The organism is Nafulsella turpanensis ZLM-10, assembly GCF_000346615.1.
Classification (GTDB): domain Bacteria; phylum Bacteroidota; class Bacteroidia; order Cytophagales; family Cyclobacteriaceae; genus Nafulsella; species Nafulsella turpanensis.
Map to the genome: position 1 here is coordinate 12,535 of NZ_ANNU01000063.1, position 25,152 is coordinate 37,686.

18 protein-coding genes are annotated in these 25,152 nt (G+C 40.3%); all 18 read left to right on the plus strand.

Going from position 1 to position 25,152, the window contains the following annotated elements:
- The first annotated feature begins 986 nt into the window (after positions 1-986).
- The 18 genes from F752_RS24720 (at position 987) to F752_RS0120455 (ending at position 24,681) form a co-directional block, all read left to right on the plus strand.
- Complete coding sequence (locus F752_RS24720) at positions 987-1,550, plus strand: UpxY family transcription antiterminator (protein ID WP_236614043.1); 564 nt, start codon at positions 987-989, stop codon at positions 1,548-1,550.
- 92 nt (positions 1,551-1,642) lie between these two features.
- Positions 1,643-2,428 carry a polysaccharide biosynthesis/export family protein gene (locus F752_RS0120370; protein WP_026135882.1) on the plus strand — a complete coding sequence of 262 codons (786 nt, stop codon included), beginning with the start codon at positions 1,643-1,645 and terminating at the stop codon, positions 2,426-2,428.
- An 11-nt stretch (positions 2,429-2,439) separates the two neighbouring features.
- Positions 2,440-4,791, plus strand: a complete 2,352-nt coding sequence (locus tag F752_RS0120375; protein WP_017733600.1) for a GumC family protein — start codon at positions 2,440-2,442, stop codon at positions 4,789-4,791.
- Between the two features lie 162 nt (positions 4,792-4,953).
- On the plus strand, positions 4,954-6,243 hold the full coding sequence (locus tag F752_RS0120380) for a polysaccharide biosynthesis protein (RefSeq protein WP_017733601.1): 1,290 nt from the start codon (positions 4,954-4,956) through the stop codon (positions 6,241-6,243).
- A 1,048-nt stretch (positions 6,244-7,291) separates the two neighbouring features.
- The gene (locus tag F752_RS0120385; protein ID WP_017733602.1) at positions 7,292-8,419 is read left to right on the plus strand and encodes a glycosyltransferase; all 1,128 of its coding nucleotides are present in this window, start codon (positions 7,292-7,294) and stop codon (positions 8,417-8,419) included.
- Positions 8,420-8,584: 165 nt separating this feature from the next.
- Positions 8,585-9,718: a glycosyltransferase family protein gene (locus tag F752_RS0120390; protein WP_017733603.1), complete on the plus strand. Its 1,134-nt coding sequence runs from the start codon at positions 8,585-8,587 to the stop codon at positions 9,716-9,718.
- A gap of 107 nt (positions 9,719-9,825) precedes the next feature.
- Positions 9,826-11,061, plus strand: a complete 1,236-nt coding sequence (locus F752_RS0120395; RefSeq protein WP_017733604.1) for a glycosyltransferase family 4 protein — start codon at positions 9,826-9,828, stop codon at positions 11,059-11,061.
- Between the two features lie 199 nt (positions 11,062-11,260).
- Positions 11,261-12,460: a hypothetical protein gene (locus tag F752_RS0120400; RefSeq protein WP_236614044.1), complete on the plus strand. Its 1,200-nt coding sequence runs from the start codon at positions 11,261-11,263 to the stop codon at positions 12,458-12,460.
- Between the two features lie 140 nt (positions 12,461-12,600).
- On the plus strand, positions 12,601-13,752 hold the full coding sequence (locus F752_RS0120405; RefSeq protein WP_236614045.1) for a glycosyltransferase: 1,152 nt from the start codon (positions 12,601-12,603) through the stop codon (positions 13,750-13,752).
- Between the two features lie 105 nt (positions 13,753-13,857).
- Positions 13,858-15,132, plus strand: a complete 1,275-nt coding sequence (locus F752_RS0120410) for a glycosyltransferase (protein ID WP_017733607.1) — start codon at positions 13,858-13,860, stop codon at positions 15,130-15,132.
- Positions 15,133-15,215: 83 nt separating this feature from the next.
- Positions 15,216-16,325, plus strand: a complete 1,110-nt coding sequence (locus F752_RS24725) for a glycosyltransferase family 4 protein (protein WP_017733608.1) — start codon at positions 15,216-15,218, stop codon at positions 16,323-16,325.
- 12 nt (positions 16,326-16,337) lie between these two features.
- Positions 16,338-16,910 carry a DapH/DapD/GlmU-related protein gene (locus F752_RS24730; RefSeq protein WP_017733609.1) on the plus strand — a complete coding sequence of 191 codons (573 nt, stop codon included), beginning with the start codon at positions 16,338-16,340 and terminating at the stop codon, positions 16,908-16,910.
- Complete coding sequence (locus F752_RS0120425; protein WP_017733610.1) at positions 16,900-18,003, plus strand: glycosyltransferase family 61 protein; 1,104 nt, start codon at positions 16,900-16,902, stop codon at positions 18,001-18,003. Before F752_RS24730 ends, F752_RS0120425 begins: the two co-directional genes overlap by 11 nt.
- A gap of 157 nt (positions 18,004-18,160) precedes the next feature.
- Positions 18,161-18,964 (plus strand): class I SAM-dependent methyltransferase, encoded by an 804-nt coding sequence (locus F752_RS0120430; protein WP_017733611.1) that lies wholly within the window; start codon positions 18,161-18,163, stop codon positions 18,962-18,964.
- Positions 18,965-19,088: 124 nt separating this feature from the next.
- On the plus strand, positions 19,089-20,015 hold the full coding sequence (locus F752_RS0120435; protein WP_017733612.1) for a glycosyltransferase family 2 protein: 927 nt from the start codon (positions 19,089-19,091) through the stop codon (positions 20,013-20,015).
- Positions 20,016-20,200: 185 nt separating this feature from the next.
- Positions 20,201-21,688 carry a WcaI family glycosyltransferase gene (locus F752_RS24735; RefSeq protein ID WP_017733613.1) on the plus strand — a complete coding sequence of 496 codons (1,488 nt, stop codon included), beginning with the start codon at positions 20,201-20,203 and terminating at the stop codon, positions 21,686-21,688.
- Positions 21,689-22,064: 376 nt separating this feature from the next.
- Entirely contained in the window at positions 22,065-22,988 is a 924-nt protein-coding gene (locus tag F752_RS24740) for a class I SAM-dependent methyltransferase (RefSeq protein WP_017733614.1), read from the plus strand.
- Between the two features lie 295 nt (positions 22,989-23,283).
- A complete protein-coding gene (locus F752_RS0120455) occupies positions 23,284-24,681 on the plus strand; it encodes an undecaprenyl-phosphate glucose phosphotransferase (RefSeq protein WP_026135883.1) in 1,398 nt (465 codons plus the stop codon).
- Positions 24,682-25,152 lie beyond the last annotated feature (471 nt).

Consider the following 25,152-nt stretch of genomic DNA (forward strand, 5'->3'; position numbering starts at 1 on the left):
GTTTTTCACTGGGAAGGATTAAAAAATATTTAGGTTATGGTTGAAAGAAACAGCTGTAACCGAAAGAGCGAAGCTGTATTCTACTTTCTCCTATTGTGTTTTTTAAAGGTTTAGAACAACTGTAAGAAGAAAAAGTATTCGGTTTCTGGATGGAAAACTATTTTGGCTTCTTATGAGGTACAGAAGAAAGGATATACTAGAGCAATTAAGAGCGATGCAGACAGGTTATTACCTGCTCTTCTAAAAGAGAATGAGCAATTTTTATAACAAAGATAGATTGGAAGAAGAGCAGAATGATTTGTTCAGATAATATCTTCCTAACAAAATGTAATGAGATTTTACAGTGACGGTGGGAGGCCTTTCTTAAGCAGTTTTGTTGTACCCAGTTAATAGCTGTTTTATTGAGCTGGCATCAATAATAAAGCAGGAAAGAAAAGTTCATAGGCTGAAAGAAGGAGGAAGCCGGTGGGTATTAAAATGAGGTCTAAAAATAAAAAAATAGGGCCAGTATTTTCTGAGATTATTTTATAAAGAAAACCATATAATTATTGACAAAGAAGCGAATTATCCCTAATTTACTTAAAACCAATTACATATAATTATTTTTCAATTTCCTGAGGTAATTTTGATTTATTTACCCCAAAGGATATTTAATCTACTTTTTAAAAAACGAATTCATTCTCCAAACTACCTAAAAGAGCATGCACCACATGTGTATGAGAAAAAGAACAGCGGTAGTTAATTTAGCATCATCATTTAGAAAGAGCAATTAGCTTAACGGACTTTCCAGGACTGGAAAAAAGAGGGCTTTACCTGGTTCGGAAAAGAAACTTCTCAGGGATTTTCCCTCTCTGAGAGGGCGATAGCTTTGTGTCATTTAGGTTATGGTGAAAGAACCAGATGTAACTGAAAGAGCGAAGCTGTGTCCGGACCGTTAGCGCTTTTAACTTTTGAGAGTATTTATTTTTTATAAACCAGCTAACAAAATGAGTATTAGTAGCGCAGTAAGAATGGAGCCCATGTGGTATGCTGTATACACACGATCCAGGGCTGAAAAAAAACTTTCCATCCTTTTAAAGGAGAAAGAAGTGGAATGTTTTCTCCCTTTGACAAAAAAGCTTCAACAGCGTTCAGACCGGAAGAAATGGGTAGAATTTCCATTAATACCTTCTTATGTATTTGTTCGAATTACAGAAAAAGAACGTTTCGTCGTCCTGAATACCCCAGGAGCGGTATGTTATGTTTGCTTCGATGGACAGCCTGTGGCTATTCCTGATGAGCAGATTATCCACTTAAATAATTTCATTGCTAACAAATCACAGAGTATAGAAGTACACTACGGAGACTTTGCCAAAGGCGACTGGGTAGAGGTGGTTGAAGGGCCTTTGACAGGCGTAAAAGGTGAGGTAGTAGAACTACGGGGAAAGCAAAGATTGCTGCTGCGCTTTAAATCACTAGGATTTTGCATTCATGCAGAAACCTCTTTGGGTGAGTTAAAAGCAAGCCCTTCTCTGGGAAGAGTCCTGAATAAGAAAAAATACTTTGCCTGATTCGAAGGAAAATAGCACGTGCACTTAGGAATATTAGCCCATCTTATTAGTTTTTTTGCAAGGTGGCGAATCACTAATTATTTTTTTCTCTTATGAAAAATATAGCAACATATCTACTACTTCTGGTTTCACTTCTCTCCTGCTCAAAACGAAACCTCCTCTACTTTAGTAGCACAGAGGAAAGAGCTGTAAAAATGGAACATCACATTAACAATTCAAATAATATAGACCCTAAAATACAGCCTAATGATTTATTAAGCATAACTGTTACCAGCTTAAGTGCAGAGGCAAACGTCCTTTTTAATAAAGGAGAGGTAATACCAGTCGGTAACTCTGGTGGTTATAGTAATAATGGTCCCAATGTATACAGTGAAGGGTATTTAGTCGACAAAGAAGGCTTTATTGACTTTCCTGTTTTAGGAAGAATCCAGTTGGGTGGAATAACCAAGGCAGAGGCAAAAGCCCGAATCAATTCAAAATTGGTGCGTTATCTGAAGGAACCTGTGGTAAACATTCGATTTCTGAATTTCAGAGTAACAGTGGTTGGGGAGGTCAGCAGGCCCTCTACCTTTACAATTCCATCAGAAAAGATTACTATCTTAGAAGCTCTTGGTATGGCCGGCGATTTAACAATTTATGGAAAGAGAGAGAACGTCTTATTAATTAGAGAAGAAGGTGGTGAAAAGACCCTTGTTCGGCTAAACCTTAACAGTAAAGAGCTGCTTGATTCTCCATACTTTTATTTACAGCAAAACGATGTAATATACGTGGAGCCAAATAAGGCAAAAATTGCACAGGCCAGTTCAACCCGAAATGATATCTCTCTTGGTCTTTCCATTGTATCTATCTTATCAATCATCTTGACAAGGTTTCTCTAAAATTTACAGCTATGGTCGAAAAAGAACTGTTTCCAATAAATGCAAATGGGGGGAGAGAGGAGAATAAATTAAAAACTGTTTTTTCTAAATCTCTTCGCTATTGGTATTGGTTTGTATTAGGGACAGTAATATGTCTGACCCTGGCATATGCCTACCTGCAATATGCCATTCCCCAGTATTATATCAGTAGCAAGCTGCTCATCAGAGATGCGAAAAATGAACCGGATTTTTCCGGCGGAGAGGGTTTTATCAATTTAGATTTATTTAAGTCCACCAAAAACATCGATAATGAAATAGAGATGTTAACTTCTAAAAACTTAATGCAACGCGTTTTAGAAGAACTTTCATTAAATGTGGGTTATTTTATTGAAGGAACTTTTCAGGATAAGGAGATACATGCGGAAAACAGCCCTGTTAAAATCATTATCAGCACCCTCAATTCTGCTGCTTTCAATACTGATCTTAAAATTCACGTGCGGGATAATAATTCCTTTTTAATTGAAGAAAATGGCAGGATGAGTTCTCACCAGTTTGGTCAGCAAGTAAAAAAAAGCTTTGGCTCCTTTACAGTCTTATCCACGGCTGATGGAGCAGCTATTAGGGAAAGATCAATACTAATACGATTTTTTGATATCAGGAAACTGGCAAAGATTTACTCCCGAAAGTTAATGGTAGTGCAGGAAAATAAAATGGCCAGCGTCCTTAGTTTAAGTATGGTTGATCCAGTACCGGAAAAAGGAATGAGTATCATTGAAAAGTTAATTCAGGTTTATGATGAAGAAACCATGGAAGATAAAAACCTGATGGCTTCCAGTACTCTCAATTTCATTGATGAACGACTGAAATACCTAAGAATTGAATTAACAGATGTTGAAAAAGATGTAGAACAATACAAAAAAAGAAATTCTGTAACAGATGTGAACTCTCAGATTCGCCTTTATTTAGAGGAGGCAAGTGAGTATAATAAGGAACTCGCTGACTTAGGTGTTCAAATAGATGTGTTGGAATCAATAGAGAATTATTTAAACAAACAAGGTAGTAACAGTTACCAGCTTGTACCAAGTAGTCTCAGTATCCAGGATCCAACCCTCCAGCGGCTTATACAACGTTTTAATGAGCTCCAAATGGAGCGGGAACGCCTGTTACGGACCACTCAACCTGATAACCCGCTTGTGCAAAACATGAGCGAGCAACTTTCAAACCTTCAGCTTAACATTCTCGAAAACCTTCGGAATATTAAAAAGGGTCTGGCTATTGCACGGACGAATCTGGAGGCAAAATCAGTTCAGTTTGGGTCAAGAATACAGCAGGTGCCTGCAATAGAAAGGGAATTACAGGAAATAGGTAGGCAGCAAGGCTTGAAAGAGGCCTTATATTTATACCTGCTACAAAAGCGTGAAGAATCTGCTTTATCGCTGGCATCAGCTATGTCTAATTCCCGTATAATTGATCCTGCGGAAGCAACCGACTATCCTATCAGTCCCAATAGTTCGAAAATTTACTTTATGGCTTTACTCATTGGTTTAAGCCTACCTGTGGCAGGTATCTATTTCCATGATTTATTAGATGACAAGGTACAACTTCTTAAAGATGTGGAACAGAAAACATGTGTTCCTATTTTGGGAGAAATAGCACATCATAATAAAGGAACTTCCCTGGCGGTAACAGAAAAGAAACACTCCCCTGTAGCAGAATATTTTAGGCTGGTGAGGGCCAATTTGCAGTTTAGTACTGTTGGGAAAGCAAACCGGGTAATAATGGTGACTTCCAGTATGAGCGGAGAAGGGAAGACTTTTGTAAGTATAAATTTAGGTGCCAGCCTTGCCTTAACCGGTAAAAAGGTTGTGGTCCTGAGTTTCGATTTGCGTAAGCCAAAGCTTATGCAAAATTTAGGTTTAACACCCAAAGTTGGAATAACCAGTTACCTGATAAGCAATGAGTTTGCGGTAGATGACATGCTGGTCCCGGTTCCAAATGTTCAGGGCTTTTTCCTGATCGATTCAGGACCAACTCCTTTCAACCCTACTGAGTTGATGATGTCAGCCAAAGTCGAGACACTTATCGAGACGTTGAAACTTCGATTTGATTATATTTTACTCGATACGGCTCCTGTTGGGCAGGTAGCGGATGCCTTTGCCCTTAGTCCGTTGGTGGATTCCTGTATCTATGTGGTAAGATATGGGCGAACGTTACAGGGGCAGTTAAATATTGTGGAGGAGATTTATCGAAACAAGAAAATAGCTTATCCCATGATTGTATTAAATGATCTTAAAAAGAAAAATGGAGGGGTTTATGGCTATGGTTATGGTTATGGGTACGGATACGGAGAAAAGAAGAAAAAGAAACTTTTAGCCGTAAGCTAGGGGATACAGCATATTATAAGATAACCGGCTTTTCCCCTTTTCCTAAGTCTTTAGCTTATTATAGGTGTTTCTTTGGGGCTGAGCATTTGTTGTAAGATTATCAGAACTTTATTAAAGGAGAGTAGCCATGAGATTAGCCCAAAGGTTGGCATAATAGAAAATATGAAGAGTCTCGCTCAGCGTATTTATACCCACCCAAATTTTGAAAGGGTGCTTGGGTGGGGAAAATTACTCACCATTACCGGCTCGACGCAGGTGCTGGTACAAGCAATTGGTTTTATAAGCGGGATAATTATTATCCGGACTCTTTCTACCCATGAATATGCATTGTATACACTAGCAAATACAACTCTGGGAGCCATGATTATTTTGGCTGACGGAGGGATATCTACGGGTGTAATGGCACAGGGAGGGAAGGTCTGGCAGGATCATGCCGAGCTTGGAAAAGTATTGTCTACAGGCTCATACCTTAAAAAGAAGTTTGCTATAGGGAGTTTATTGTTAGCAGTTCCTCCATTGTTTTTTCTGTTCCGCCACCATGGCACAAGTTGGGGGATGTCTGTTTTGATAACCTTATCGCTTATTCCGGCATTCTATACAACCCTTTCAAACCAACTGCTCGAAATTGCCCCAAAGCTACGGCAGGATATACTACCACTGCAAAAGGTTCAGCTGGGAGCAAATGTAGGACGTGTTGTCATTCTCGGGTTGACTTTATTTGCTTTTCCCTGGGCCTTTATTGCACTCATTGCTTACGGGCTCCCACAGGTTTGGGGAAATATGCATATTCGCCGCAGCTCGAAAAAATATGCTGATCATGCTCAAAAGCCTGATCCCGCTGTTAGAAAAGAAATCCTTTTCATTGTAAAGCGGAAGCTCCCTGAAGCTATATACTATTGTATTGGAGGTCAAATAACTATCTGGCTGTTATCCATTTTCGGTTCTACAACAGAAATTGCTCAAATAGGAGGGCTTGGGCGACTGGCAGTTGTTATTAACTCGCTTTCTGTATTGTTTGGAACCCTTATTTTACCACGTTTTGCTCGTTTGCCCAATGAGCCTAAAGTTATTCTGCTTCGCTTTTTCCAGATTCAGGTGGGATTGGTGCTATTAAATATATGTCTGGTTTTTAGCTTCTGGATATTTTCTACTGAGTTGTTATGGATCTTAGGACCAGACTACGCAGGTTTGAGCACGGAGCTTTTATTAAATACAGTCGCCGCCTGCCTTAGTGTTGTCTCAGGAGCATCTTTTTTTCTTTGTTTAGGTAGAGGTTGGATAATTAATCCTTTAATTTCAATTCCTCTTAATGTAATGGCTATTATTTGTGGCGCATTGATTTTTGATGTTTCGTCCCTTAAGGGCATTTTGATGATGAATATATTCATCGCAGCAGTTCAGGTAATCATGAACAGTTCGTACAGTTATATGAAGATTTTAAAGAGTAAGTGAGCAGGATAAACTATCCTACTGTCTGCACAAAAGTTGTTGGTTCAATTAGAAGAATTAGGGCCTTCTTTTACTTTTTGTAGAACTGCCAGCCAAAGAAGGGGTTCTCTCTTGATCTTGGTAAGAAACTCCTTTAGCTTTTTAAAAATTAAATATCTTAATAATAAAAAATCGTTTTTTTGTTAGAAGTTGTTGGGCATTCCCCGGAAAAGAATGAAGACTGAACTTTAGGAGCATTTTTGAAATTACTACCATTTTTGCTGTTCACATTTTATCTGGCAGCTCAGGATTCTATAGATAAATCCCAAGAAATTGCTACTGTTTTTTCTAACGTAACTATCGTTGACAATAATTCATAATATTATAGTGAAACTGGTAGACAAAAGCTGCTTATCAAAACAGCAAAGCAGCTATTTAGGGCTGGCAACATTCTCCTTGGTTTAGATCCCGATGAAATTATTTCCTACAACAGCTTAGCCTCTGTTGAATGGGAATTCATCTGGCATGCAGAGTTCAGAAACTTTATTTTTGACAATCATACCCTTATCAAGGGTTTTAACAATTTATTAAGGTATGAAAAAGATAAAGGATTGCCTGATAAGAATGTTCCCTTCTTACCTGGAAAGTATTGGTTTTCGAGCACTGGAGATGATTGCCTGTGGTTGGATGTTGTACCCCTGGTCCATCTGATTTTATTTTAAATGAATTGTTAGTTCCTGTTGAGAAAAAGAAATTTCGGGTGAAACAGTTCAAGTAAGACTTAATTAAATAAAGGACTAAACTATTAAATTAGCTAAAGAGGGACAGGAAGTTGCAAATTGATATAACTGGGATAAAACAGCTCTTAGTGGTTCTAAATATTGGAATATCCTCATGGGAGAATATTCGTTTTAAGCAATTATCCAAATAAAGACTTCTTCATCTTCTTTCGAGTAACAGTTAATTGCAAAGAAAAAGTGCAGTAAACCAATTAATGTGTAGAATACCAGTGCCTTTCTTGTTATAATGATTGTACATTCCTCTTATAAAAAATTAAAACATGTAAAACATTATGAAAATCTCATATGTAACAATTGGTAACGCTTTGGATATTCATAATTGGTCGGGACTGGAATATTACATAGCTAAAGCATTAGAAGATCACGTTGGTGAAGTAAACTATATTGGAAATTTAACGATAAAGAAGAAGCTGGGACTAAGACAGAAACAAGTTTTGTATAGATTGATAGGACAAAGATATGATGCTGTCAGAACCCCCTTCTTTGCAAGGCAGTGTTCTCAACAGGTGAAATCTTTGCTAAAGCCTGATACTGATATAATATTTTCACCTGGTTCTGTTGCGACAGCCCTTTTAGAGACAAGTAAACCAAAGGTTATTTATTCTGATGCGACTTTTGCAGGCTTACTTAATTTTTATATTTATGACTTTTGCTCAGACACTATCAAAAAGGGGCATTATCTAGAACAGCGGGCATTGGAATCTGCCAGTTTGGCTATTTATTCATCTGATTACGCTGCCCAATCAGCACTTCAAAACTACAAAGTTGATGCGGGGAAAATAAAAGTTGTGCCGTTTGGAGCTAACATCAAACATAATTTTAGCTTCGCTGATATTAAAGCAATTGTTCGTAGTCGCTCCCGAAAGGAATGTAATCTTTTGTTTTTAGGTGTGGATTGGGAAAGAAAAGGTGGAGAATTAGCAGTCAAAGTGGCAGGAAAACTTAACAAATTAGGAATTAAAACAAATTTACATGTTGTAGGTATAAAGAACCTTCCGGTGAAAGATCTGCCTAATTTTGTTCTAAATCATGGATTTATTAGTAAATCTACCAAGGAAGGAGAGGTGAAAATCCAAAACCTAATGGCTCAATGTCATTTTCTGCTGTTACCAACTAAAGCAGAGGCTTATGGGCTCGTGTTTTGTGAGGCAAATTCTTTCGCCTTGCCATCCATCACTACTAATGTGGGAGGTATTCCAACTATTATAAAAAATGGCATCAATGGAAGGATGTTTGATTTATCAGATACAGAGGAAGTTTATGGGAATTACATAGCCTCTGCTTTTAGCAATCCTAAAGAATATGAGCAGTTGGCTTTTTCATCTTATAATGAGTATAAAACCAGGTTGAACTGGCAGGTTGCAGGTGAATCTATCTCCAGGCTGCTGAAAGAAATTTAATCGATTAATTAGTTCTTTAAGGTTTATTTACCTCATCCTCCTATACAGATTTTCTATTTCCTAGAAAAACGGGCCTTCTGTTTTTTTGTAGATCCAAATAATGGAAAAACTCAAAATGCAAAGATTCTAATACTGGAAGATTTTACAACAGAAGGCAATTCAGCTATGAATATTTTATTTCTTTGCGGCTCGCTTGAACCTGGTTGTGACGGAGTCGGTGATTATGTACGCCGACTGGCAGGAGAATTTATCCGGCAGGGGCATAAGGCTGCTGCTTTAGCACTAAATGACCAACACCTTGAATGGGAACTCCTGGGAGTACAGGAGATTGAAGGTTTAGAGTTACCAGTTTTAAGGGTTCCGGCCAACTGGTCGGGCCGGCGTCGGTTCGGTAGAGCAAAAGAATGGATACAAGATTTTGATCCTGATTGGCTCAGCTTGCAGTTTGTTCCTTTTTCTTTTCATCCGAAAGGGCTTTCTTTAAGTTTAAGTAGCTTGCTCCAAAACCTGGGCAAGGACAGGTCATGGCACATTATGTTTCATGAACTATGGGTGGGCATGGAGGAAGAAGCATCATTGAAACATGTTTGGTGGGGAAAGCTCCAGAAATATCTTATTAACTCCTTACTCCTGACTCTTAAGCCAAAGGTCATTCATACCCAATCCAGGCTTTACCAATACTATTTAACTAAAATTGGCTTTCATTCCAGCATTCTTCCCTTATTTGGTAATATTCCTAATATTAGGAGAGGAAATTCCTGTTTTGTATCTGAAGCCTCAGGCATAAGTAATCAGAATAAAAACTTGTCCTTTATCCTTTTCGGAGCAGTTCAAAAAGGAGCCCCCGTAGAACAGTTCACAAAAGAGCTGGCTTGTTATGCAAATAAAGGAGGCGTTAAAGTTTCTTTAACCCTTGTTGGCCGCTGTGGAGTTGAACAGGATACCTGGATAAAAGCATGGAGGTCTGAAGGATTGCCGCTGGAGATCTTAGGAGAACAACCGATTAAGGAAGTCTCTAAAGCCTTAGCTCAGGCAACCATAGGGCTATCTACTACCCCTGCGGCTCAAATAGAAAAAAGCGGATCAGTAGCTGCTATGTTAGAGCACAATCTACCCGTGGTATGTGTAGCTCGCTCCTGGATACCAAGAGGTGTAAAAGTAATGAATCCAACCGGAGTTAAAGAATACCAACCAGGGAATTTAGCAGATTGTCTTTTAGAAAGATGCTGTATTAATTCTGCTAATAAGATAACTGATGTATCTATTCAGTTAAGTGATTCTTTTTCGGCTATAGATTAATCAAAAACATGATCATCTGACCAAATGGGAGAATTTAGCCTGTTAGTTTATGCCAATAGTTTAGGGAAGCTGGTATTAAATGATTAATTACTAATTACCATAATGTAATGAAACTGATTCTTTCTCACCCTACAGGTAATGCCAACGTTAGAGCAGCTGCTGATGGTTTTTATAAGGCAGATCATCTGTCAAGGTTCTATACATCTGTAGCTGTTTTTTCAGGGAGTTTTCTGGATAATATTGGCGCTTTAAAGCCTCTTGCTGAAGTCCGGAGACGAAGTTTTAATATGGATCTAAAGCCAGTAACTAAAGTGTCACCTTGGCTTGAATTTGGCAGAATTGTAGCTTCAAAGGCTGGCTTATCAGAACTTGTACGGCATGAAAAAGGAATATTAAGTATAGATGCAGTATATCAGGATATTGATAAGAGAGTTGCTGCTAGTTTAAAATATGCTATCAAAGAAGGGATAGGTGCAGTTTACGCCTATGATGATGGAGCACTAAATTCGTTTCGTACTGCCAAAAAGTTAGGAGTAAAGTGTTTATATGATCTACCAACCGGCTATTGGCGTGCTGCAAGAGAACTTTTAGAGAAGGAGAAAGATCGTTGGCCAGATTGGGTCTCTACAATTACTGGTTTTAAAGATTCAGTTTATAAGCTCTCTTGTAAGGATGAAGAGCTCCGGCTGGCAGATGCAATTTTTGTTGCCAGCCGGTTTACTGCCAACACACTTCAATATTATCCAGGCCCTCTCGCCCCCATTCATGTAATCCCTTATGGTTTCCCTGCTGTTTATGCCAAAAGAGAGTATTTGCGGGCAGCTAGGCGAAGATTAAAAGTTTTATTTGTAGGAAAGTTATCACAGCAAAAAGGAGTTGCCGACCTGTTTGCTGCAGTTGAGGGTTTTCAAAATTTTATAGATCTAACTTTAGTAGGACATAAAGCATGCAATAATTGTAAAGCCCTGGATGTAGCTCTGGAGAAGCATACTTGGATACCAAGTTTGCCGCATAAAGATATTCTTAAACTAATGCGAGAAAATGATTTGTTAGTGTTTCCCTCTCTGTTTGATGGATTTGGTTTAGTTATCACTGAAGCTATGTCGCAGGGAACACCAGTAATAACCACAGAGCGTACGGCCGGACCAGATCTTATAGAAGATGGTTGTAATGGTTGGTTAGTATCTGCAGGTTCAGTCAGTACCCTCCGGAATGCTATTGAAAAGCTGCTCCTGCGCCCAAAATTAATTGCTGAAACGGGTCGTGCAGCAATGGAGTCTGCCCGTATCCGTCCGTGGGAAGTTTACGGACAAGAACTGGCAAAAGCCTTGGGAAGGGTATGAGATTCCTGCTGTTGGTTATTTCCCTTCCACCAAATGATTAATGCATGGGTAAGATATGGAAAGTTTATTAAATGGAGGCAACAACTTTAGAATTAACAATTCACACAGGGCAACTAGTCCTGTTGTGAAGCAATCCGACAACAAACTTTTGAGGCAGGGTATTTGGATATATTTTTTGCTCCTTATTTTTGAGGGTGCCTTGCGAAAATGGTTTTTTCCGAGCCTGGCGGTGCCGTTGCTGGTAATTCGAGATCCAATTGCGCTTTGGTTAATATATAAAGCCTGGCAGCGAGGTCTTCTTCCTTCTACTCCCTACCTGGGGGGCATGGTTCTAATAGGCATTATAGGGACTTATATGGCCGTCCTACTGGGGCATGGAAACATTCCTGTTGCAATATTTGGTGCTCGTATTCTGCTCATTCAGATTCCTTTTTTGTTTGTTGTAGGAAGCCTTTTTAGCAGGAAGGATGTTATTAGGATGGGAAAGATTACCTTATTGATTTCTATTCCCATGGCAGCCTTGATTGCCCTGCAGTTTTACAGCCCACAATCGGCCTGGGTTAATCGAGGATTGGGGGGAGATATGGAAGGTGCCGGTTTTGGGGGGGCACTCGGCTTTTTCCGACCTCCCGCAACCTTTTCATTTACAAATGGTACTACACTTTTTTTTAGTTTCGCTGCTTGTTTTATACTTTATTTCTGGCTTCAACCAGCTGGCAGCAATAGATTTCTTCTTATTGCTGCCACTACAGCCCTTTTAATTGCCGTTCCCCTTTCAATTAGCCGAGGGTTATTTTTTCAGGTTGGTGTTTCGCTGGTTTTTGCCCTAATAGCGATTTCCCGAAAACCAAAATACATTGGTAGAATGTTGCTGGCAGGAGTAGGAGGAATCGTACTGTTAATAAGTGTTAGCCAGATGGGATTTTTCCAGACGGCAACTGAAGCATTTACCGCTCGCTTTGAAACAGCCACAGATTACCAGCAAGGGGGGGTGAGTGGAGTCCTGATTGATCGTTTCCTGGGAGGCTTAGTGAGCGCTCTTTTCGAATCTACTGAACAACCTTTTTTTGGGTATGGACTGGGAATGGGGACCAACGTGGGCAGTATGTTATTGGCAGGTAAACGAACGTTCATGGTTGCAGAAGAAGAATGGGCCCGGACTGTTGGAGAACTAGGTCCTTTTTTAGGATTAGCTGTTATCTTTTTGCGCTTAGGCTTAATTGCCAAAATTGCCTGGGCCTGTTATCAAAAATTAGTGAAAGGCGATTTGCTCCCCTGGATGCTTTTAAGCTTTGGAATCCTTTTAGTTTCTCAGGGAGGGTGGGCACAGCCAACTTCACTTGGGTTTTGTGTACTCACTGGTGGCTTATTAATTGCCTCCTTACGGAATTCTGACTAAAGCAGCGAAAGCGAAACTAAAGTGATAAACCATCGGTCCGGGAATCAATCCTTTCCTTTAAACCAGGGTAGCTTATGAATATTGTGCTTTTTACTCACCCTACTTTCCAGGGATCACAGAGCATGCCTCGTTTCGCAAAGATGCTAGCAGAAGGAATGAGTGCCCGTGGGCACCAGGTAAAAGTCTTATCCCCACAGCCAAGGTTTTATAAGCTGCCCTTCCCTATGGTGGTTAAGAAGTGGTTCGGGTACATCGACCAATTCATCGTGTTTCCTTTGGAAGTGCTGAAGTGGATTGCGTCTTGTCCGGCAAATACCCTTTTTGTTTTTACAGACCAGGCACTGGGGCCATGGGTTCCTTTAGTAGCGGGCCGGTCCCACCTTATCCACTGTCATGATTTTCTGGCACAACGGTCTGCTCTGGGCGAGATTTTGGAAAATGTCACAGGCTGGTCTGGTAGGCAATATCAGAAAATAATTCGGCGCGGTTATTCAAGGGGCAGGAATTTTATTTCTGTTTCAGCACATACACAATCAGATTTGCATCGCTTTTTGCCTACAACTCCTCTTTCTTCAGAAGTGGTCTATAACCAGGTTGCGCCTGTTTTCAAACCTGTAAAGGTAGCGGAAGCCCGCTGCCATCTCTCAGAGGTTTTAAAAGTCATCAATCCTTCAGCACATTCAGTTAGGGAAGGATACTTACTCCATGTAGGTGCAAATGTTTGGTATAAAAATAAGCTGGGGGTGCTTGAGTTGTATCAGGCCTGGCGGGAGGTAACAAGCACACCTTTAACACTTATCATGATAGGAACCTTAGTGGGGGCCAACCTCCTAAACCGGGTGCAGAGAAACTCTTGGGGGAAGGACGTCGTGTTTCTGGATCATGTTCAGGAAGAGTTGCTGGTAAACGCCTATTCCGGTGCAACTGCCTTACTTTTTCCTTCCTTGGAAGAAGGTTTCGGCTGGCCTATTGCAGAGGCCATGGCTTGCGGTTGCCCTGTTGTTACAACTAATAAGGCACCTATGACCGAAGTAGGAGGGAAAGCAGCTTTTTACCTTCCCCGACGGCCTGCGGAAAAAGGAGAAGCAACACGTTGGGCCCAGGAAGGGGCAAAAGTAATTCATCAGGTTGTAAGTCTCACTTCAGAGGAGCGAACAGCAGTAATCCAAGCTGGCTTTTCGCAAGTGAAAAAATTTAATGCCCAAGAAGTCCTTGTCCAGGTTGAAAGGCTTTATCATCACGTTCTGCGGCAGAATAAAACCACTTCAGAAAGAGTTGGTAGCCTTCCTTGAGATAGACTTTGACTTTTATTCTTTCCTGTAAAAGAATAAGTAAATGCCCAAGAGGATGTATTTACTGCATAAAACCCTATATATACTCCATTTTATTTTTTAAGTATGAAATTACTTCAGGTTATTGGTAGTATGAACCCATCTACGGGAGGTCCTTGCCAGGTAATTCGAAACTCCGCGCCCGAACTGGAAAAGCAAGGAGTGCACACTGTAGTGGTATGTATGGATGATCCTGCTGCAGAGTTCCTTGGAAAGGATGCCTTTGCAATCAAGGCTCTTGGGCCCGGAAAGACCGCCTGGTGCTACAGTCCAAAGCTTTTACCGTGGCTCCTGGAAAATATTACTTCCTTTGATGCTGTCTTACTACACGGGCTTTGGCTTTATCCTGGTTATGCCCTGCAAAAAGCCATAGAACAACTAAAAGGGACTAAGGCTACATTTGGCAAGGAGAAAGCAGCTTTGCCAAAGTTGTTTGTAATGTCGCATGGAATGTTGGACCCTTATTTTCAAAGAGCATCAGGAAGAAAGTTTAAAGCCCTTCGGAATTGGATATACTGGAAATTAATTGAAGGAAAGGTAATTAATGAGGCAGAGGGAGTGCTGTTTACATGCAAGGAGGAAAAAAGACTTGCACGACAACCTTTCCGGCCTTACCGGCCAAAAAAGGAAATTAATATTGGATTTGGAATTGCCGCCCCTCCGCCTTTCTCCCTTAAAATGAGAAATGCCCTGCAGGAGAAATGTCCAGAACTTAAAAACTGCCCTTATATTCTTTTCCTTAGCAGGATTCATGAGAAGAAAGGGGTGGACCTATTGATAAAAGCCTATGCAACGCTTGTAAAGACTAAGCGTGCTGCTTCTGTAATGCCTGGCCTGCCATGTGAAATGGATAAACCTTCTTCCGGTAAACCTGCTGAACTCCCTAAACTTGTTATTGCTGGACCCGGTATTGAAACAACATATGGGCAAAGGATGTACGAACTGGTATTAGAGAATCCTGACCTTCGTAATTCTGTACTCTTCCCTGGAATGCTTAATGGAGATGCAAAATGGGCTACTTTTTACTGTAGTGAAGTCTTTATTTTATCCAGTCACCAGGAAAACTTCGGGATCGCAGTAGTGGAGGCATTGGCTTGTGGAAAGCCGGTTTTAATTTCTAGCCAGGTAAATATATGGCAGGAAATCAAAGCTGCAGGTGCCGGTTTGGTAGCAGAAGACACCCCCCGTGGTGTAGAAACGCTATTGCAATGCTGGAGCAAGCTTTCTATTGCAGAGAAATTAAGAATGGGACGAAATGGGCGGGAATTATATAAAGTCCGCTTTGCGAACAGGCCTGCAGCACGAAAATTATTGCAGGCTTTAACCTACACCCAGGAATAAGAGGGACGGTAGTTAAGGAAGCGAACTATTAGCTATTGAACTTTTGCTAATCTTACTGCCCACTCAACAAAAGAATTCACTTCATGAAGATAACAATTTTACAGGGAGCATTTTTGCCTGTTCCGCCCCTTCTAGGCGGAGCTGTCGAGAAAATGTGGTTTATATTAGGAAAAGAATTTGCCCGTCAGGGACATTCGGTGGTGCATATTTCGCGCCGGTACAAGCATTTGCCCGAAGAAGAATGGATCGAGGGGGTTCAGCATATCCGGGTACGAGGCCATACAACGCCTTCTTCCGGTCTCTGGCTGAAGTGGCTTGATTTTCGGTATACGCTGCGGGCAGGAAAGGTACTTCCTCCGGAGTCTGATATAATTATTACAAACACTTTTTGGGCCCCCACAATATTAAGCACGAGCCTTAGAAAAAAATGCGTAGTAGATGTCCAGCGGATGCCAAAAGGGCAGATACCTCTTTATAAACAAGCTAAGCTTTTCAGGGCTAATTCCAAGCCTGTGGCTAAAGCCATCAGGCGGGAACTTACTGCTGAGGACCACGACAAGGTATTTATAATCCCTAACCCATTGCCTTTTAATAACCTGCTACCAGTAGTAATGGAAAACAAAAAGCCGGTAGTCCTATATGTTGGACGCGTTCATCCGGAAAAAGGACTTGCTCTTTTGGTTAAAGCTTTTAAAAAAGTAGGAACAGCCTGGAAACTTCAAATTGTAGGACCCTGGGAGGTTGCGGCAGGGGGTGGAGGCACTGCCTATGTTAATTCTCTCAGGCGCCTTGCCGGAGAAGAAAACGTGGAATTTACAGGACCTGTACATGATATGGAACAACTAAACAGACTTTATGCGGAGGCTTCTATTTTTGTATATCCTTCCGTAGCAGAGCAGGGCGAAACCTTCGGGCTTGCTCCATTGGAAGCTATGGCATGGGGTTGTGTACCTGTGGTTTCTAAACTTGATTGCTTTCAGGATTTTATAAAACCGGGGGAGAACGGGTTAGCCTTCGACCACAGAAAAGAAAATGCTGTTCATTTACTACGGGAATCCCTTCTTTATTTAATGAATGAAGAAAAAATACGCTTTGATTTGGCTCAAAAAGGGCTTGATGTACGAGTAAGCCATTCTGTGCCTTACATTGCTTCTCTTTTTTTAAGAAAATTCGGGCAAAAAACAATCAGCTAAGGTAGAAATCGCATGAAAATCCACTCACAAAAAGATCCTTATGAAAGCCCCTGGACTACTGGCCAGCGGGTTAAATTGTTGCTGTGGGAATACGCATGGAGGCTATTGTGTTCCTGGACACCTAAACCAGCCAACCGGTGGCGCATTTTCTGGCTCAGAATTTTTGGCTGCCAGATTTATGGGCGTCCCTTTGTTCATCCGTTGGCGCGAATCCAGATTCCCTGGAATCTGATTTTACATGACCGGGCTTGTTTAGGTAGCCGCGCAAATGCCTATTCCTTAGGAAAGATTGAGATATTTGAGGAGGCCACTATTGCCCAGGAAGCGTATTTGTGTACCGGTTCGCATGCTCTTGATCAAGTAGCAAAAAATTTGATTACTGCCCCAATAATAGTTGGAGCTCATGCATTTATTGGTGCACGTGCCTTCATACTGCCAGGAGTAACTATTGGTGAGCATGCAATGGTTGGTGCCTGCAGCGTAGTTACGAAGTCGGTGCCGGCAGGAGCCCTTGTAAAAGGGAATCCTGCCAAGCAGGCTCATCTGCATAGTTCACCTCGGGAACTGTTGGGAAATGAAAAGTAAAGTAGTCAGATTCTGCCTGAGGTTTCTCCGTTTCTGGGCAGCTTTTATTCAGGTAGGCAATCCTTTTGGTAAGGCACCTGCTTTAATTCCAGATCCGGATGAAAACGAAAAGTTGCCTGTTCCTCCAGATTCAGGGAATGAGCTTGCCATCTGGCGGTTATCAAATGTACTTTGCAGTGGTTTGTACGGAGGAGCTGTTATTAGTGCCCAAAACAGGGTATATAAAAGGTTTACAGCCTTTCCTTGGGGAACCGATCTACATCCTGTTTTAACTTCCCCTTTTCTGGGAAAAAGAAGGAGAAGTATAGGAAAAGCTGTTTTTCTCTTAACTCCGGAGGCACAAGGAAACTATTACCACTGGATGGTGGATTTGCTGCCTCGACTGCTTTTTGTTATGGATAATTTGGGGGATGTGGAGGAGCGATTTATTATTCTTCATAGCTCGTCTCGCCCTTACGAACTCCATACCTTACGCCTGTTAAATATTTCTCAGGCAAGGGTAGTCCGAATAGCTCCTTCAGAAATTGTGCACGTAAAAGACCTGGTGGTGGCTGATTATGTGCCCTGTGGGGAGATGTTTCCGGAATGGAAAAAGAAACTGTTTGGTAGATTTAGAAGAAAAAAATTAGAGGCCGTAGTAGCCAAATCTTTCGGGAAGGTGTATCTGCTGAGAGGGCAACAGAAAGTAAGACGTATTATTGGCGAGGAGCACTTGATTGAGTTACTGTGGAAGAAAGGGTTTGCTATTATTGACCTGCAGCAACTATCGCTGGAGGAGCAGATGGAGAGCCTTGAAAATGCTAAGATAGTGGTGGCTCCCCATGGAGCAGCCTTAACAAATCTTGTTTTCTGTAAAGAAGGAACATTGGTGGTTGAATTGCGCAGTAAGACAAATCCACCGGAACATTTTTCAGAAATTGCTAAAACCTGTAATCTTCGTTTTGAAACCATAAGTTTAATCCCGGTTCGTAATCGTAAGAAGAAGCATCTTGCCAATAAAGAAAACCTTCTTCTGGATAAGCAAAGCATAGAGGAGCTCATCGAAAAACTTTCTGTTGAATGCTGTAACGGGAGCAATTCCATTTTAAAATAGAGCTTTTGGCATCAGTACCAAAACAAATCGGGGAACATTTCCTGAAAGCAACATCTTGATAAATATTTTTTGAAGGAACGCCTTTCGGCGGCACCTAAAAAGTACAAAACTTATAAGTAGTGTATCATGAAAGTGAGCTTAACTCCCAGCGAAAAAAATGTTTTTTTCTGAAAAACAGGAATTACGCCAGAAATTAGATGAGTTCTATTGTACTGTGCAGGATTACACAGCTTTCAATGAGGTAAGTATGCAAAACAATTGCTGGCGTCATGTGGGGGAGGAAATTCGCCGGAGAAGCCAAAAAATGGGAAGTGATTTTGTCTGTGTGCTTGAAATTGGGGCTGGCCGCAGTGGCTTTGGGGATTGGCTAAAAGAGGAAGGCCTACGGGAAAAGGTGTGCTGGAGCGCTCAGGATATTACTAAACAGAATAAAAGCTGGCTTGAGACTCAGGCAGATGATTTCATTTTCGGAGATGTAAGTGAAGTTGAACCTAACACCCATTTTGATATTATTTTTTCCACTTATGTTCTTGAGCATGTAACAGATCCAAAACAACACCTCGAGCATCTTTACCGGCTTTTACGACCCCGGGGATGTCTATTCATTTTCTGCCCCCGTTACGATATACCAGGATATTTTTGCCCAAGCAGCAGGCATTTAAATTTACAAAAGCGTATAGAGCTTGCATGGCGGTGGGGGAATGCCCGATGGACTTCCTGGCGCAGAGATCAGCCTTCCTTTTTAATCCAAAATGATTTAGCGGCTTTTCATGGTCCTTTCTTTCGAGATGCAGATGCAGTACACTGGGTTTCACAGTTGGACTTAAAGCTGTGGGCTCTCCATAAAGGGCTGCAGCTGCGCACAATTAACATGAATTTAGAATGGCTGGGGTTAAAAGATTGGGTTGTTAAAAGGTGGCTTACATGTGCTTTGGAATTTAGAAGGGAGAGTAGTAGTTAAGCTTTTCTTCTTCAACCCCCTCTTGTTTTTCTAATTCCTCCTATCTTTTGTAGAAAGCTTGAAGATAAGCAGATCTCGAAATTCCTGCTCTTTTTGATGTGTTCACAATCTATCCGCTTAACTTATGTTACTAGATTTAACAATTGCTATTCCGGTACGGAATGAAGAAAAAAACTTATCAGGATGTCTTGCTTCCATTGGACGGGATTTAGCTCAGCATGTAATAGTAATAGATTCAGATAGTACTGACCGGACGCCTGAAATTGCCATGAACTTTGGAGTGGAACTGGTAAATTTTACTTGGAATGGTAAATTTCCGAAAAAGCGTAATTGGTTTTTACGAAACCATAAACCAGACACAGAATGGGTACTATTTCTAGATGCTGATGAGTATCTGACGGAACCTTTCAAAGAAGAACTACGAAAGGTTCTTAATAGAAAAAATGATGACAAGGTAGGGTACTGGTTAAACTATTCGGTTTACTTTTTAGGAAAAAAACTAAATGGAGGTTACCCCTTACGAAAGCTGGCACTTTTTAAGGTTGGAGCTGGTGAATATGAACAGGTTGATGAGGAGCATTGGAGCCGGCTTGATATGGAGGTACATGAACATCCGGTTTTATTGGGTAAGGAAGGCTTTATTCGTTCTAAAATAGATCATCAGGATTTTAGAGGCATTTCTCATTTTGTACATAAGCACATGGAATATGCAAATTGGGAGGCAAGGCGCTTTTTAAATGGAATGAGCAATCCAGGATATTCATCTAATTTAACCCGGAAGCAGCGGTTAAAGTATTACCTGATGCGCAGCCCGATGATTGGCGTCGTCTTTTTTATGGGCAGCTTTTTCCTTTACGGTGGCTTTAGGGACGGAGTGAAGGGATTTGCTCATGCAGTTTTAAGGATGTCTTATTTTATGCAGGTCTACTGTAGAATTCAGGAGATCAAAAATTCATCTGAAAGTCCGACAGAATGGAGATGGCAAGGACACCAAACTATTCTTAGACCTTATAAAACCATTAATGAGTCTTCTAAGCAAACGATTAAGTAAATTTTTTCTTCTGAAGTCTTTTTCATTCTTCTACCTTTCTTTGAATAACCTTCTGGTAAGTCCGGTTTTTCTTCCTGTAACAATATATCCCATCCGGCAGGCTTATATAATATAGCTGCCTCTATTTCTTTGTTCTATCCATCTAATACTTTTTAATCTATCAGATTATGCAAAAAAGAATATTAATGATTGGGTACAATTTTTCTCCCGAGCCAACGGGAATAGGTAAATATAGTGGCGAGATGATTGATTGGCTTGCAAATCAGGGATATGACTGCACCGTAATTACTACCTATCCGTATTACCCTTACTGGAAAGTGCAGGAGCCATATTATAAAAAAAGATATTGGTACACTACCGAAAAAAGGAAAGTTGGGAATTATGGAAAAATTAAAATTTGCCGTTGCCCCATGTATGTTCCTGCAGTACCTTCCGGCTTGCGAAGAATGATTTTAGATATATCTTTTCTTGTTTCTGCTTTTTTTAAACTATTGCAATTAGTCCCAGGGAAAAAATTTGATTATGTAATTACTGTGGTTCCTTCCTTTCAGTTAGGCTTACTTGGGGTGCTTTACAGGAAACTGCGAAAAGCGCATTTTCTCTACCATATTCAGGATATGCAAATAGAAGCGGCCAGGGATTTAAAAATGATACGATCTGCAAAAGTTATTAAAGCCCTTTTTAAGTTCGAAAAGTTTATTTTTAACCATGCCAGTGGCATAAGTAGTATTTCAGATGAAATGGTCCGCAAAATACACGCAAAGGCGGGGAAAGAAGTTTTTTTATTTCCTAACTGGACGAACATTAGCCTGTTTTATCCTATTGGAAAGCGGGCGGAACTTAAAAAGAAATTTGGATTTGCTTCATCCGATAAAGTAATACTCTATTCCGGGGCAATTGGTGAAAAGCAGGGACTGGAGAGCGTATTGCATGCAGCAAGAAATTTTCAATCCCAGGCTAAGGTGAAATTCCTGATTTGTGGTTCGGGGCCCTATAAAGAGAAGTTAAAGAAGCTGGCCAACAGCCTTAATCTGTATAATGTTTTCTTCCTGCCCTTACAACCGTTCGATAAATTCAACATTTTTCTTAATATGGCTGATGTGCACCTGGTCATTCAGAAAAACAAAGCCAGTGATTTAGTAATGCCATCGAAACTCACAACAATACTGGCTGTAGGAGGCTTAGCTGTTGTAACGGCCAATAGAGGATCCTGTTTACACTCTTTGATTACCATGCATAAAATGGGCATACTCGTAGATGCAGAAAATCAGGAGGATTTAACCAATGGTATCCGAAAGGCGCTGAGTGAAGAATTCAACCACATCGGAAAAAACGCCAGGCAATATGCTCAGTCTCATCTTTCCATTGACGGGATAATGAGTTCTTTTGAAAGCTTATTAGGAGCGGTCTCTATTCCTGCCACTGCTGTAGCAATAGAGGTAAAGAAAGGAAAAACTTTTGAACCGATTAACCAAGAGGAAACCTTGTTTAGAACACCTGTTTCGATACCCAAAAAAGTGGATACGGCATTTCAGTCCAGAGACAGAAGGTCATTGTCTTCTGCTAAAAAGGAAAAAAAGAAACAGATAACTAAATCAGATATAAAAAAGAAAAAGCAGGGTGAGCCGCCTTTTTTCTCAGAACCCCGCAATAATAAACCTGGCGAAGACTAATTGATATTCCTATTCATTACTTATCTCTCTAAGCTTAAGGTGAGGAACTAATTTTAACACCAGCAAAGAAGAGTTCCCGTTCTTTAACTCCAAAAACTGAACAAACTTAAGGCAACTACACAGTAATCAAAATTTTTATGCCACTGGAAGTGCTACAAATTAAGTCGGGTGTTTTGTGGTAGAGCTGGTTTTCTTGTGCCTACTTATATGCGCACCGTTAGTTTACTGCAGGATTTTTTTTCTCGTACAGGTGGAGTAGGAAAAGCAGGACGAGTAGGGAAAGGAAACGAAATAACATCTTATCATGAAACTATGATTAAAAGCCGACAAATGCTTTAAAAAGCCAGCCAAAACTTACAGCCTAAAACTTTTATTTATGAAAACACGCTTATTTCCTTATTTACTGCCCGATGTGCAGGTAAAGGATGCAGGACCTTTTCTTGAATGTCCAATTTCCCAACCGTCTGTTGGCTTAAAAGCCAACATTTATTACTTTGGTCATCCGGATTGGGCGAAAGAGTATTTAACCTATTGTCATTGGGACCAGGCTTTTAAAGCCCGGTGGAAAGCTGCTTTAGGTGACTGGACAGACAAAATCGTAGTAGATATCGGGTGTGGACCCGGCAATATTTTTGCTTCGTTACAGGGCAATCCCAAACTATTAATTGGAGTAGATGTAGCTCCTAAATCTTTGGAACTGGCTAAAGAATATGGCTACGTTCCAATTTTGGCAGATGCTTCTCAACTTCCTTTTATTTCAGGTTTTGCCGATATTGTTACCTTAAATGCAGCCCTTCACCATTGTGAAGACATGGCTAAAGTTTTAAAGGAAGCGGCCCGTTTGGTGAAACCAGGAGGAATTCTTGTAACTGACCATGACCCCCAATATAGCTCCTGGAACTATAAAGGTCTTGCTAAAATACTTTGGAATGGGAGGCTCATTTATTACCGCCTAATTGGCCACAGTTTCCATAAATCAAGAGACCAACAGTTATGGGCATTAGCTTGTGAAATTCACCATAAGCCTGGCCATGGAGTAACCACCAGTTTCTTTCAGGAAGCTTTAAAACCACTAGGTTTTGATGTAGCGGTTTTTCCACACAACCACGTAGCAGGGGCAGAAGTATTAAGAGGTAATAAGGGAAAGGCAGAGTTTAAATACAGGTTGGGAAACCTTTTGTCGGGTCGGAATCCCAATGCAGATAAAAGTGCCCTGTCCCTGATGTGTGTGGCCAGAAAAGCCGAAGTAAAAATTCAGGAAAATGAACCTGCTTATGCACAGGTTTCAGGTCTGGACTAGGAAAATACAATCCCTCAGCTAGTTAGCACTGCCTTTAAGAAGTAACAAAAGAATTTTTTGGCTATTTCTACACTCTTTTTTATCGAGAACAAGGATAAAATTAGATAATAAACCTTTTCTGGTTTTTTCGCTATCAAGAATGAGTGAGCAAAATAAATTACATTTTGCTCACTCCAATAAATCATGACTAGCATTAGCAAAATTAAGTTGTTTTGCTTTTGAGAATCAGAGAAAGTTTTAAATCCAATAGGGCCCTTATCACAGTGGCTAACGTCAATTTTTTAACTTTTAAGCTATGACGTATAAATACGCAACCTTTGTAAAATGGATCAATGTTGTCTCAGATTATTTATTACTTAACCTTTCGCTTTGTTTGTTCTTTACATTCGAGTGTCCTCATTCATTCTGGGACTCTACTTCTGAGAACTACAGGTTAAGTTTCCTTATTTTAAATCTGATTTGGTTTTACTGTTCTTCCCTTGTACGTCAATATGAGAACGTTATAATCCGAGAAGCCATACCTACTGTAAAAGTTACTATATCGGCTTTAACTATATACCTGCTGGCAGGTTTAGCCATGGTGGTTGCCTTCCCAAAATTCAGCCTTAGCTTAAGCTTTCTTTTATCCTCTTTCGTGTTTTACGCAATACTTATTTTGTTTATCAAAGTTACTTTCCTTGCAATTCGAAAGTCACGTCGCAGGTTTTGGCAGGAAAGCAAAAAAGTGGTAATTGTGGGAGGGGGCGCTGTAGTGATGGATTTATACAAATATATTAACGAAAATCCGCACCTGGGGTACATGGTCGAAGGTATGTTTGACGATGACCTGCTACAGCAAAAGGAGGCAAATTTAAAAATATTGGGGAAGGTAGACGATTGCTTTAATTATGTATTAACAAATAATGTGAAGGAAGTTTTTAATGCCTTGCCAATGCATGCCTTTGATAAAGCTCAGAAGCTAATGGAAGAGGCAGATAAGCACCTGATTCGCTGCAGGCTGGTGCCAGATGTTAAAGCCTTTTTTGATAAAAATATTCTTTTAGAGGTTTATGGATATATGCCAATATTAACCCCAAGAAAAGAACCACTGGACAATAAAGCTAATGAAATAATAAAAAGATGCTTTGATATTGCTTTTTCATTGCTGGTAATTTTGTTGCTTTTAAGCTGGTTAGTACCACTGGTAGGCATTATGATTAAGTTGGAATCTAAAGGGCCTGTGTTTTTTAAACAATTACGCTCCGGAAAGGGCAATAAAGCTTTTTACTGCCTGAAATTCCGCAGTATGCACCTAAATAATGAGAGCGACAGCAAGCAGGCTGTTAAAGGAGATAAACGAATAACAAGGGTAGGGGCCTTTCTCAGGAAAACTAGTATGGATGAATTGCCCCAGTTTTTTAATGTTCTGATGGGCGATATGTCTGTAGTGGGTCCTCGGCCTCATATGCTCCAGCATACCCGGGATTATTCTGTCCTGATAAACAATTTTATGGTTCGGCATTTTCTTACCCCCGGCATTACTGGTTGGGCCCAGGTAAATGGTTTTAGAGGAGAAACCAGGGAAACCGATGCCATGTCCAAAAGAGTGGAAGCAGATCTTTGGTACTTAGAAAACTGGTCTTTGCTTCTCGATTTAAAGATTATTTTTCTAACCATTTGGCAGGGAATTCGCGGAGATGAAAACGCCTGGTAGGCCTGTAAAGACCAAGTTGTATTTTTAGGACGATTCATGAAAAAAATATAAAAAATTAATTTCTAAATAAGAAAAATAATAAATAAAAGCATTATATTTAAATCGTATGTAGTTGGTTTACAGGATTATAAAAAAAACAGGGTGCATTAAACAACTTGCTAAAGCAAAGTAAATTAAGCTTCTCCGTGTATTTTTTTGTGACTGGTGCCTTTTTAACTTTTTAGAAGATGCCGATAGGCTTTCTTTTTTTTGGCGTTTTTATGCAGAACCAAGAAATGTAAAAGTTTACTTCTTTCCCGGCATCCCTTTTATCCCGTTAATAGCCTGAAAATGTATTCACGCCAGGCATTAATTTTTTAAAGTTAGCAGCGATTTAATATCGGTTCAGTGAACAGTAAAAGTAAAATTGCTCATTCTTTTTTATTTACACATGAATAAATTTTTCCTACTTCCTGATAAACCTTTATTGGC

Coding starts and splice junctions, on each gene's coding strand:
- F752_RS24720 (WP_236614043.1), top strand. CDS start 987: ATGAGTATTAGTAGCGCAGTAAGAATGGAGCCCATGTGGTATGCTGTA.
- F752_RS0120370 (WP_026135882.1), top strand. CDS start 1,643: ATGAAAAATATAGCAACATATCTACTACTTCTGGTTTCACTTCTCTCC.
- F752_RS0120375 (WP_017733600.1), top strand. CDS start 2,440: ATGGTCGAAAAAGAACTGTTTCCAATAAATGCAAATGGGGGGAGAGAG.
- F752_RS0120380 (WP_017733601.1), top strand. CDS start 4,954: ATGAAGAGTCTCGCTCAGCGTATTTATACCCACCCAAATTTTGAAAGG.
- F752_RS0120385 (WP_017733602.1), top strand. CDS start 7,292: ATGAAAATCTCATATGTAACAATTGGTAACGCTTTGGATATTCATAAT.
- F752_RS0120390 (WP_017733603.1), top strand. CDS start 8,585: ATGAATATTTTATTTCTTTGCGGCTCGCTTGAACCTGGTTGTGACGGA.
- F752_RS0120395 (WP_017733604.1), top strand. CDS start 9,826: ATGAAACTGATTCTTTCTCACCCTACAGGTAATGCCAACGTTAGAGCA.
- F752_RS0120405 (WP_236614045.1), top strand. CDS start 12,601: ATGCTAGCAGAAGGAATGAGTGCCCGTGGGCACCAGGTAAAAGTCTTA.
- F752_RS0120410 (WP_017733607.1), top strand. CDS start 13,858: ATGAAATTACTTCAGGTTATTGGTAGTATGAACCCATCTACGGGAGGT.
- F752_RS24725 (WP_017733608.1), top strand. CDS start 15,216: ATGAAGATAACAATTTTACAGGGAGCATTTTTGCCTGTTCCGCCCCTT.
- F752_RS24730 (WP_017733609.1), top strand. CDS start 16,338: ATGAAAATCCACTCACAAAAAGATCCTTATGAAAGCCCCTGGACTACT.
- F752_RS0120425 (WP_017733610.1), top strand. CDS start 16,900: ATGAAAAGTAAAGTAGTCAGATTCTGCCTGAGGTTTCTCCGTTTCTGG.
- F752_RS0120430 (WP_017733611.1), top strand. CDS start 18,161: ATGTTTTTTTCTGAAAAACAGGAATTACGCCAGAAATTAGATGAGTTC.
- F752_RS0120435 (WP_017733612.1), top strand. CDS start 19,089: ATGTTACTAGATTTAACAATTGCTATTCCGGTACGGAATGAAGAAAAA.
- F752_RS24735 (WP_017733613.1), top strand. CDS start 20,201: ATGATTGGGTACAATTTTTCTCCCGAGCCAACGGGAATAGGTAAATAT.
- F752_RS24740 (WP_017733614.1), top strand. CDS start 22,065: ATGAAAACACGCTTATTTCCTTATTTACTGCCCGATGTGCAGGTAAAG.
- F752_RS0120455 (WP_026135883.1), top strand. CDS start 23,284: ATGACGTATAAATACGCAACCTTTGTAAAATGGATCAATGTTGTCTCA.